This window comes from Verrucosispora sp. TAA-831, from assembly GCF_050780145.1.
Classification (GTDB): Bacteria; Actinomycetota; Actinomycetes; order Mycobacteriales; family Micromonosporaceae; genus Micromonospora.
Genome location: NZ_CP192240.1, coordinates 3,746,308 through 3,756,999, shown reverse-complemented (window position 1 = coordinate 3,756,999; position 10,692 = coordinate 3,746,308). Strand labels below are relative to the sequence as shown.

8 protein-coding genes and 1 riboswitch are annotated in these 10,692 nt (G+C 71.8%); all 8 genes read left to right on the top strand.

What is annotated here, in order from left to right; all coding sequences use genetic code 11:
• Positions 1–97 precede the first annotated feature (97 nt).
• Positions 98–305, top strand: a riboswitch (cobalamin riboswitch).
• Between the two features lie 137 nt (positions 306–442).
• The 8 genes from ACQVFL_RS16925 to ACQVFL_RS16890 all read left to right on the top strand — a co-directional run bounded on the left by ACQVFL_RS16925 (position 443) and on the right by ACQVFL_RS16890 (position 10,648).
• The gene (locus tag ACQVFL_RS16925) at positions 443–2,818 is read left to right on the top strand and encodes a ribonucleoside-diphosphate reductase subunit alpha (RefSeq protein WP_431726959.1); all 2,376 of its coding nucleotides are present in this window, start codon (positions 443–445) and stop codon (positions 2,816–2,818) included.
• A complete protein-coding gene (locus ACQVFL_RS16920; RefSeq protein WP_396696820.1) occupies positions 2,809–3,864 on the top strand; it encodes a ribonucleotide-diphosphate reductase subunit beta in 1,056 nt (351 codons plus the stop codon). Before ACQVFL_RS16925 ends, ACQVFL_RS16920 begins: the two co-directional genes overlap by 10 nt.
• Before the next feature lie 1,218 nt (positions 3,865–5,082).
• Positions 5,083–5,766, top strand: coding sequence for a GntR family transcriptional regulator (locus ACQVFL_RS16915; RefSeq protein WP_396696822.1), 684 nt, complete (start codon positions 5,083–5,085; stop codon positions 5,764–5,766).
• Positions 5,763–6,728, top strand: a complete 966-nt coding sequence (locus ACQVFL_RS16910; RefSeq protein ID WP_396696824.1) for a tripartite tricarboxylate transporter substrate binding protein — start codon at positions 5,763–5,765, stop codon at positions 6,726–6,728. The genes ACQVFL_RS16915 and ACQVFL_RS16910 overlap by 4 nt, the downstream gene beginning before the upstream one ends.
• On the top strand, positions 6,728–7,222 hold the full coding sequence (locus tag ACQVFL_RS16905) for a tripartite tricarboxylate transporter TctB family protein (protein WP_396696826.1): 495 nt from the start codon (positions 6,728–6,730) through the stop codon (positions 7,220–7,222). Before ACQVFL_RS16910 ends, ACQVFL_RS16905 begins: the two co-directional genes overlap by 1 nt.
• Entirely contained in the window at positions 7,219–8,751 is a 1,533-nt protein-coding gene (locus tag ACQVFL_RS16900; RefSeq protein WP_431726958.1) for a tripartite tricarboxylate transporter permease, read from the top strand. Before ACQVFL_RS16905 ends, ACQVFL_RS16900 begins: the two co-directional genes overlap by 4 nt.
• Positions 8,748–9,770: a sialidase family protein gene (locus ACQVFL_RS16895; RefSeq protein WP_431726957.1), complete on the top strand. Its 1,023-nt coding sequence runs from the start codon at positions 8,748–8,750 to the stop codon at positions 9,768–9,770. Before ACQVFL_RS16900 ends, ACQVFL_RS16895 begins: the two co-directional genes overlap by 4 nt.
• Complete coding sequence (locus ACQVFL_RS16890; RefSeq protein WP_396696832.1) at positions 9,767–10,648, top strand: dihydrodipicolinate synthase family protein; 882 nt, start codon at positions 9,767–9,769, stop codon at positions 10,646–10,648. The genes ACQVFL_RS16895 and ACQVFL_RS16890 overlap by 4 nt, the downstream gene beginning before the upstream one ends.
• Positions 10,649–10,692 lie beyond the last annotated feature (44 nt).

Below are 10,692 nucleotides of genomic sequence, written 5' to 3'. Positions count from 1 at the left end.
CGAGTACCCGGCCGACGGTCGGCGGGATGCCCGACATCTGGCACGCGACACGCCCGGCACAGCATCTGGTGTTGCCATCTCCGCACCGCACCCATATATGGTGTGCCCCGTAGCTGGTTCGGCCGCCGCTCCACGACGGTCGAGGCAAGAGGGAACCCGGTGGGAATCCGGGACTGCCCCGCAGCGGTGAGTGGGAACGACCGCCGTCATCACGCACTGGACCCGCCAGGTCTGGGAAGCGACGGCCAGTAGGCGCGAGCACCAGGCCCACGAGTCCGAAGACCTGCCAGCGCGCCGCACGCGACGTGTGCGGCGGTCGAAGGCCGCGTGGGACGGCCGACGCCAGGAGCTGGTCAGTCACGGCAGCAGTGCCGTCGGATGACCGGCGGCGTCCTCCCGCGCGGACCCGACGATCTCGGGGACAGGCGTGAGGAGGGGGAACATGACGGTGACCCAGGAGCAGGCGGGGCCGGAGCAACGCCGGCACGTCATGCAGGTCCGCAAGCGGAACGGCGACACCGAGCCGGTGGACGTCAACAAGATCGTCAAGGCGGTGGAGCGGTGGGTCGCCGACCTGGACGAGATCGACCCGCTGCGGGTGGCCACCAAGACCATCAGCGGGCTGTACGACGGCGCGACCACGGCCGAGATGGACAAGCTGTCCATCCAGACCGCGGCCGAACTGATCGGTGAGGAGCCGCAGTACTCGAAGCTGGCGGCCCGGCTGCTGGCCGCGTACGTGGACAAGGAGGTCCGTGGGCAACAGGTCGCCAGCTTCAGCCAGTCCATCCGGTACGCACACGGCCTGGGCCTGATCGGCGACGACACCGCCGCGTTCGTGGCCCGCAACGCGCGCAAGCTGGACGACGCCGTCGACCCGGCGGGGGACCTGCGCTTCGAGTACTTCGGGCTGCGCACGGTCGCCGACCGCTACCTGCTGCGGCACCCGCAGACCCGGCTCGTGGTGGAGACGCCGCAGTACTGGCTGTTGCGCGTCGCCTGCGGCCTGTCGCAGACGCCCGGCGAGGCGATCGGCTTCTACCGACTCATGTCCAGCCTGGCCTACCTGCCCAGCTCGCCGACGCTGTTCAACTCCGGCACCCGGCACACCCAGATGTCCTCGTGCTTCCTGGTCGACTCGCCGCGCGACGAACTCGACTCCATCTACGAGCGCTACCACCAGGTCGCGAAGTTGTCCAAGTTCTCCGGCGGCATCGGCATCTCCTGGTCCCGGGTACGCGGTCGGGGCGCCCTGATCCGGGGCACCAACGGCAGGTCGAACGGCATCGTGCCGTTCCTCAAGACGCTGGACGCCGGGGTGGCCGCGGTCAACCAGGGCGGCCGTCGCAAGGGCGCGGCCTGCGTCTACCTCGAACCGTGGCACCCGGACGTGGAGGAGTTCCTCGAACTGCGGGACAACACCGGCGAGGAGTCCCGGCGGACGCACAACCTGAACCTCGCCAACTGGATCCCGGACGAGTTCATGCGGCGCGTCGAGGCGGACGGCGACTGGTCGCTCGTCGACCCGTCGGACGCCCCCGAGCTGCCCGACCTGTTCGGCGAGGAGTTCGACGAGGCGTACCGGGCGGCCGAGAAGAAAGCGGTCAAGACCGTCAAGGCCCGCGACCTGTACGGCCGGATGATGCGGACGCTCGCGCAGACCGGCAACGGGTGGATGACGTTCAAGGACGCCTCGAACCGGCTGTCGAACCAGACCGGCGCCCCGGGCAACACCATCCACCTGTCGAACCTCTGCACCGAGATCCTGGAGGTCAACGACGACGCCGAGACGGCGGTCTGCAACCTCGGCTCGGTCAACCTGGGCGCGCACGTCACCGCGGACGGTGTCGACTGGGAGCGGCTGCGCGCCACGGTGCGTACCGCCGTGGTCTTCCTGGACCGGGTGATCGACATCAACTACTACCCGGCCGAGCAGGCGGCGGCGTCGAACCCGCGCTGGCGCCCCGTCGGGCTCGGGCTGATGGGTTTGCAGGACGCGTTCTTCACGCTGCGCCTGCCGTTCGACTCGCCGGCCGCCCGGGAGTTGTCGACCCGGGTGCAGGAGGAGATCTTCCTGACCGCGTTGGAGACCTCCGCCGGGCTCGCCGAGCGGTTCGGCCCGCATCCCGCGTACGCCGAGACCCGGGCTGCCCGGGGTGAGCTGCATCCGGACCTGTGGGGCGCCGAGGTCGGCCAGCCCGAGCGCTGGACCGCGTTGCGCGAGACGGTCGGCCGGCACGGCCTGCGGAACTCGCTGCTGGTGGCGATCGCGCCGACCGCCACCATCGCCTCGATCGCCGGCTGTTACGAGTGCATCGAGCCGCAGGTGTCCAACCTGTTCAAGCGCGAGACGATGTCCGGCGAGTTCCTCCAGATCAACACCTACCTGGTCCGCGAGCTGAAGGCGCGGGGACTGTGGACGGCCGCGATCCGGGAGCAGATCAAGCGCGCCGAGGGTTCCGTACAGGGCGTCGTCGAGCTGCCCGCGGACGTACGCGAGTTGTTCCGGACCGCGTGGGAGCTGCCGCAGCGGGCGTTGATCGACCTGGCGGCCGCCCGTGCCCCCTTCATCGACCAGTCGCAGTCGCTGAACCTGTTCCTGAGCGCGCCGACCATCGGCAAGCTCTCCTCGATGTACCTGTACGCCTGGAAGTCCGGGCTGAAGACCACCTACTACCTGCGGTCGCGTCCGGCGACCCGGATCCAGCAGGCCACCGTCGCCGTCACCCCGAGCGTCACGCCGGTCGTGGCGGTCAGCGACGACGAGGCGTTGGCCTGCTCCCTGGAGAACCCCGAGAGCTGCGAGGCATGCCAGTGACCACCGTCTCCGAGACCACCAGCACCAGCACCGGTACGGGGGAGCGGCACCTGCTGCTCGACCCCGGCATGGATCTGACCCTGCGGCCGATGCGGTACCCGCAGTTCTTCGACCGCTTCAAGGACGCCATCAAGAACACCTGGACGGTGGAGGAGGTCGACCTGCACTCCGACCTCGCCGACCTGGCCAAGCTCTCCCCGGCCGAGCAGCACCTGGTGTCGCGACTCGTGGCCTTCTTCGCCACCGGTGACACCATCGTCGCCAACAACCTCGTGCTCAACCTCTATCAGCACGTCAACTCGCCGGAGGGACGGTTGTACCTCTCCCGGCAGTTGTTCGAGGAGGCGGTGCACGTCCAGTTCTACCTGAACCTGCTGGACACCTACGTCCCGGACGAGAAGGAGCGGTTCGCGGCGTTCGCGGCGGTGGAGAACATCCCGTCGATCGCCCGCAAGGCCGAGTTCTGCTTCAAGTGGATCGACTCGATCTTCGCGCTGCGCGAGCTGCGGACCCGGGCGGACCGGCGGGCCTTCCTGCTGAACCTGATCTGCTTCGCCGCCTGCATCGAGGGCCTGTTCTTCTACGGCGCCTTCGCGTACGTCTACTTCCTGCGCTCCCGGGGGCTGCTGCACGGCCTCGCCTCGGGCACCAACTGGGTGTTCCGCGACGAGTCCATGCACATGGCGTTCGCCTTCGACGTGGTCGACACCGTCCGTGCCGAGGAGCCGGACCTGTTCGACGCCGAGATGGAGCAGCAGGTCAAGGACATGCTCGCCGAGGCGGTCGAGTGCGAGGTGCAGTTCGCCGCCGACCTGTTGGAGCAGGGCGTCTCCGGCATGTCGCTGGCCGACATGCGCGAGTACCTCCAGCACGTGGCCGACCGGCGACTGGCCGTGCTCGGCATCGCCCCCATGTACGGCAGCGGCAACCCGTTCGCGTTCATGGAGTTGCAGGACGTCCAGGAACTGTCCAACTTCTTCGAGCGGCGGGTCTCCGCCTACCAGGTCGGGGTGACCGGCTCGGTCAGCTTCGACGACGACTTCTGATCGACCGAGCTGTGCCGTTGTCCCGGGTGGCGTGACGCCGCCCGGGACAGCGGCGTTCCGGCTCGGGCTCCGGCCGGTGCCTGGCCGACTGGTCGTGTCGGCGGCCCCTGTCGAGCTGAACCGTTTGCGCTATCGGCTCCTCGACTGGGAGAGCGGCCGACGGTGGCCTGCACGGTGATGTCGGCGAAGTCGCCGGTGCGGGCGTGGAAGAGCGGTGGACCGACGCGGTCGGCGGTGTGGCGGGCCGGGCGCTCGCGGCCGGTGACCGTCACGGCCGCCCCGGCGAACGGCGTGGGTCATGGCCGCCCCGGCGAACGGCGTGGGTCATGGCTGGTCCGGTGAACGGCGTGGGTTGCGGCCGGCCCGACGAGGCGGGGCGGATCACCGCGATCCGTCGCCGCAGTCAGCTCGACAGTGTCCGTGTAAGACATGGGAGTCAGCGGGTCGGCGCCCCTGGCCCCCCGGCCCCCGGCCCCCGGCCCCCCGGCCCCCGGCCCCCGGCCCCCGGCCCCCGGCCCCCGGCCCCCGGCCCCCGGCCCCCGGCCCCCGGCCCCCGGCCCCCGGCCCCCGGCCCCCGGCCCCCGGCCCCCGGCCCCTGGCCCCCCGGCCCCCGGCCCCTGGCCCCCCGGCCCCCGGCCCCTGGCCCCCCGGCCCCCGGCCCCCGGCCCCCGGCCCCCGGCCCCCGGCCCCCGGCCCCCGGCCCCCGGCCCCCGGCCCCCGGCCCCCGGCCCCCGGCCTATGCCGACGTCCCCGGCCCTCGGCCGATGCCGAGCTTCGACGCGTGTTGGCGTGCCGGCCGAGCGATTCGTGCGACTGCGGGGAATGGCCGCTCGCCGTGGGCGGACCGGAACCGGTCGCGCCCGTACCCTGTCGCAATGTCTCTGCTGATCCGGCGCGACCTCGGGGCCACCGACGTGCGGTCGCGGGACCGCCGGCCGGGTCGGGTCCCTGCTGTGTCGGCAGCGACCGCAGTGCGGGGACCGGTGGCCGGGCGCGGCCCCGCCGTCCGCTGAGCGGCCCGTGGTGGCCGTCCTGCTCCCGGCCCGCGCGCCCATCCCGGCCCGCTTGTCCGCCGCCGGTCGTCGCGGCGGCGTCCCATCGTCCAGGGCATCCACCAGGCGAAACGCCGGCAGGAAACATCGAGAAACTCGTTCGTCATCTTCCGTTGACCGTGGGATGAGTCGAGTGTTAACTGTTAACAGTTATCAGGAGGACATCGTGTTGGACGTGAGGCCGATCAGGGCGGAGTCCCTCGGCGAGAAGCTGGCCGGCGAGCTGCGCCGTCGCATCATCGTCGGCGACGTGCCGTCGGGCACCCGGCTCGTCGAGGAGGAGCTGGCCGACTCCTTCCAGGTCAGCCGAGGTCCGGTCCGTGACGCCATCCGCATCCTGCGGTCGGAGGGACTGGTCACCGGCTCCGGCCGCAACGCCGTCACCCGGTCGCTGAACGACGCCGACATCGAGGAGCTGATGGCCCTTCGGGAGTCGTTCGAGCTGCTGGCGGTGGAGCGGGCCATCACCGTCCGACGCGAGGTCCTCGCCCGTCAGTTGGGTGCCGCCCTGGTCGACATGGACGCGGCCGTCACCGACCGTGACCCGGTCGCCTTCACGACCGCGGACATCCGGTTCCACAGCGCGTTCTTCGCGACCGCCGGGATGACCCGGCTCAGCGTCCTGTGGGACCAGTTCCGCCCCACCATCGAAGGTCTGCTGCACGCCTCCGGCAAGCGGCTGGCCGACCTCGCGCCCTCGGCGCGGGAGCACCACGACCTGGCCGGGCTGATCACCGCCGGCAAGGTCGCCGAGGTCAAGGCCGAGCTGCACCGACACCTGCAGACGACCTGCTCGCGGCTGCGTTCCGCGAACCCCCCGACCCCCGTCCAGAGAGAGAACGACCTATGAGATCACGCATGCTGCGCCTCGCCGCGTTGGCCGTCGCCGGCACCCTCGTGGTGACCGGCTGCGCCAACCGCGGCGGGAGCGAGACCGCCTCCGGCGAGAACTTCCCCGAGAAGGACCTCACCCTCGTCGTGCACGCCGCCGCCGGTGGTGGCTCCGACCTCACCGCCCGTACCCTGGCCAAGGAGCTGGAGGCGGACCTCGGCCGGTCGATCGTGGTGGAGAACCGGACCGGTGGCGGCGGACGGGTGGGCCTGACCTACCTCAAGGGCCGTCCCGCCGACGGGTACTCGATCGGCTTCATCCCGGTCGAGGTGGCGATGCTCGGGCACCAGGGCGCCGACATCGCCCCGGAGCAGTTCACCGTCCTCGGGCAGGTGATGAACGCACCGGCCACGCTGTCGGTGCCGACGAACAGCCCGTACCAGAGCCTCGACGACCTGCTGGCGGCGGCGAAGCGCGAGCCGGGCACGATCACCGTGTCGAACTCCGGTGCCGGGGCCATCTGGGAGGCCGCCACCCTGGCCCTGGGCGAGGCGGCCGGTGCGACCTTCAAGCCGGTGCCGTACGACGGCGGCGCGCCGGCCGTGGCCGCCGGGGTCTCCGGCGAGGTCCAAGCCGTGATGGCCGGGGTGAGCGAGTCCGCCGCCGCGGCCGGCAACAACCAGCTACGCATCCTCGCGGTGCTGGCCCCCGAGCGGGTCTCCTCGCTGCCGGACGTGTCCACCGCCAAGGAGCAGGGCGTCGACGTGGTCATCGGTGGTTGGGGCCTGATGGGCGCCCCCGCCGGACTGCCCGACGAGGTCCGGCAGCGGCTCGCCGACGCCGTCCGCAAGGCCGCCTCCTCGGAGGCGTTCAAGGACGTGATGACCAAGGCCGGCAACACGCCGCTGGCGACCTCGCCGGACGAGGCCAGCCAGTTCGCCCAGACCGAGTACGACCGCTTCGGCCAGATCTACGGCTGATGGCTATCCACCACCCGCCGATCCAGGGTGATCACGGTGCCGCCGCGCGCTGGCGCGCGGCGGCACCGGGGATGGTCTTCCTGGTGCTGGGCGCCGTGTTCCTGTGGCTGGCCCGCTCGATCGAGCTGCCCGCCCGGGCCCTGGCGGTGAGCCCCCGGATCTGGCCGGAGACGCTCGCCATCGGGATCATCGGCCTGTCGGCCCTACAGATCGTCCTCGCCTTCGTCACCACGCCCGCCGTGGCCGACGACGAGGACGAGGAGGAACCGGCCACCCGCTCGGGGATCGTCCGGGTGGTCGGCTTCGTCGCGGCCACGCTCGCCTTCGGGGTGCTCTGGTACTACCTGCACTTCCTGGTCTCCGGACTGATCTTCGTCGCCGCGCTCACCTGGATCGCCGGGGGGCGGGGGGTCAAGGACCTGCTGGTCTTCCCCGCCGGGGTGACCGTGGTGATCTACGGCCTGTTCGGCCTGCTGCTGAGGGTGCCGCTGTGAACGCGTTCGTCGAGGGCTTCGGTGCCCTCCTCTCCGTCCAGATGCTGCTCTGCGTCCTCGCGGGCGCCGCGATCGGCATGCTCGTCGGCGCGTTCCCGGGCATCACCGCCACCATGGCGGTCGCCCTGGCCAGCGCCTTCACCCTGACCATGGATCCGCTGCCCGGCCTGGCCGTACTGCTGACCATCCTGATCGGCGCGCAGTTCGGCGACCGGGTCCCGGCCATCCTGATCAACACCCCGGGCACTCCGGCGTCGATCGCCACCACCTTCGACGGCTACGCCATGGCCAAGCAGGGCAAGGCCGGCCTGGCGCTGACCGCGTCGGCCTTCGCCTCGGCGGTCGGTGGCTTCGTCGGCATCGCGGTGCTGATGGTCGCCGCGATCCCGCTGAGCACGGTGGCCATGCGCTTCGGCTCGCCGGAGATGTTCGCGTTGGTGGTCTTCGGTCTCACCATGATGATCGAGGTCTCCGGCCGGCAGCTCGTCAAGGGCCTCATCGCCGGCCTGTTCGGTCTGGCGCTGGGCACCGTCGGCCGGGACCCGATGGACGGCTCGGACCGGCTGACCTTCGGCATCCCGCAACTGGTCGAGGGGATCCCGTTCATCGCGGTGATCATCGGCCTGTTCGGCATCGCCGAGGTGTTCGGCCAGATGATCTCGCGCGGCCACCAGAAGCAGAAGGCGATCACCAGCTTCGGCCGCTGGTGGCCGAACAAGCAGGAGACCCGGCAGATGGTCAAGCCGATCGCCGTCGGCTCCTCCGTCGGCACCGTGGTCGGCGTGCTGCCCGCCGTCGGCGGGGACATCGGCGGCATCGTCGCCTGGAACCAGGCCAAGCGGGTCTCCAAGGAGCCGGAGAAGTTCGGCAAGGGCTCCCTGGAGGGCCTCACCGCCGCCGACGGCTCCTCCAACGCCGGTGTCGGCGGGTCCGTGCTCACCACGCTGGCTCTCGGTGTACCGGGCGACTCGGTGATGGCGGTGATGCTCGGCTCGATGATCATCTGGGGTATCCAGCCCGGCCCGGGCCTGTTCACCTCGCAACCGGACCTGGTCTACTCGATCGCCGGCATCATGTTCTTCGCCACCGTGCTGACGCTGGGGCTGAGCCTGCTGCGCATGCGCGGCGTCGCCAAACTGCTGGAACTGCCCAGCCGGTTCCTGTGGACGGTGATCCTGGCCTTCTGCATCGTCGGCACGTACGCGGTGAACAACAGCGTCTTCGACGTCGGCGTCATGGTCCTGTTCGGCGTACTCGGCCTGCTGCTGCGTCGGTACGGCTTCCCGGCCGGCCCGATCGTGCTCGGACTGATCCTCGGCCCGCTGGCCGAACGCAACTTCCGCAGGTCGATGGAGCTGGGCGGGCTGGAGACCATCTACACCAGCCCGATCGCGGTCGGGCTGCTCGTGCTGGCCGTGCTGGCCGTGGCGGTGCCCCGCATCCGTAGCCGGATGAAGGCCCGCCGGCAGGGCCCCACCGACCGCGACACCCCGACCGACCCGCCGGTCCCCGCCGGAGCGAGCCGGTGACGGCACGACACTTCGTGGTCCGGGACGTGCCCGGCCAGTGCCACGGCAGCACCGTCTGCGTCACCGAGGACACCTTCGTGGTCGCCTGGTTCCAGGGCGACCACGAGGGAGCCGCCGACTCGCGGATCTGGCTCAGCCGGGGGTCCGACGACCGGTGGAGCGCCCCGACGGTGGTCAGCGGCGACCTGGCACCCTGTTGGAACCCGGTGCTGCACCGGCGTACCGGCGGGGACCTGGTCTGCTGGTTCAAGGTCGGCGCGACCATCTCGACCTGGGTGACCCACCGGGTCGTCTCCACCGACGGCGGCCGGACCTGGTCGACGCCCCGACCGCTCGGCGATGCCGAGCCCGGCGGACGGGGACCGGTCCGCACCCCGCCGCTGCGCCTGCGCTCCGGCCGACTGCTCGCCGGGGCCTCCACCGAGACGTGGGGCGAGCGCCCCCGGTGGGACTGCTTCGTCGAGCGCAGCGACGACGACGGCGACACCTGGCAGCGCTCCCCGGACATCCGGCTCGACCACGCCACCTTCCCCGGCGCGGGCGCCATCCAGCCCGCGCTCTGGCAGACCCCGACCGGCGAGGTACGCCTGCTGGCCCGCAGCACCGCCGGCCGGCTCGTCACCGCCACCAGCGTTGACGACGGCCGCACCTGGTCGCCCGGGACGCTGTCCACCGTGCCGAACAACAACTCCGGCATCGCGGTGACCCGTCTCGGCGACCGCGTCCACCTGGCCCACAACCCGACGACCGGGGACTGGGCCAGCCGGGCGCCCCTGATCGTCTCCGTCTCCACCGACGAGGGGCAATCCTTCCGGCCCTGGCTGACCCTTCAGGAGTCGCTCGGCGAGACGGCGGACGAGGGCTACCGGCCCGCCGACTCGGGAGTCCGGACCACCGGTAGCAACGAGTTCTCGTACCCCTGCCTGATCCCCGTCGGGGACCGGCTCGCTGTGACGTACACCTGGCAGCGGCGCGGCATCGTGCTCGCCCTGCTCGATCCCTCGGAGCACACCTCATGACCACGGCCCACCCCGGAGCCAACCTGATCAGCGCCCTGCCGACCCTGTTCGACCCCGACGGCGCGGTCGACCTCAAGGCCACCCGGGCGGCCTACGACCACCTCGCCGCGCACCCCGTCGACGGGGTGTTCGTGGCCGGCACCACCGGCGAGTTCACCACCCTCACCGACGACGAGCGGCTGGACGTCGCCGCCGCCGCCGGTGACGCCTTCGGGCCCGAGCGCACCTACTGGCACGTCGGGCACGCCAGCACCCACCAGGCGGTACGCCTCACCCGCGCGGCCGTCGACCGGGGCGCGGCCCGACTCGCGGCGCTGACCCCGCACTACTTCCCGGCCACCGAGCGCGCCCTGCTCGACTACTACCAGGCGGTGGTGGCCGCCGCCGCCGGACGGCCGGTGTACGCGTACCTCTTCACCGCCCGGACCACCACGACGGTCTCGCCACGGTCGCTGGCCCGGCTGGCCGGGACGGGTCTGGCGGGCGTGAAGATCAGCGGCGAGCCGACCCCGGTGCTGGCCGAGTACCTCGCCGCGCTCGGCGACCGGGACCTGCCGGCGTACTCCGGTGCCGACGCGGAGTTCACCGAGGTCGTCGCGGCCGGCGGCGCCGGAGTGGTCTCCGGGGTCAGCTCGGCGCTGCCGGCACCCTTCCTCGCGGTCCGGGACGCCCTGCGCAGCGGGGACGCCGACGCGCTCGCGGTGGCCAGGGAACGGTCGCTGCGGGCGGTGGCCGCCACCCGGCAGGGCAACCTCGCCCACCTCAAGGCCGTCCTGGAACTGCGCGGGCTGCCGGCCGGCGGCATGCGTGCCCCGCTCGACCCGATCTCGGCCGACGACCGTCGCGCGCTCGAAGCCGACGTCGCCGACCTGCTCTGACCCCCGACACCGCCGTCACCCGACACCGCCGCCCTCGAAGGAGC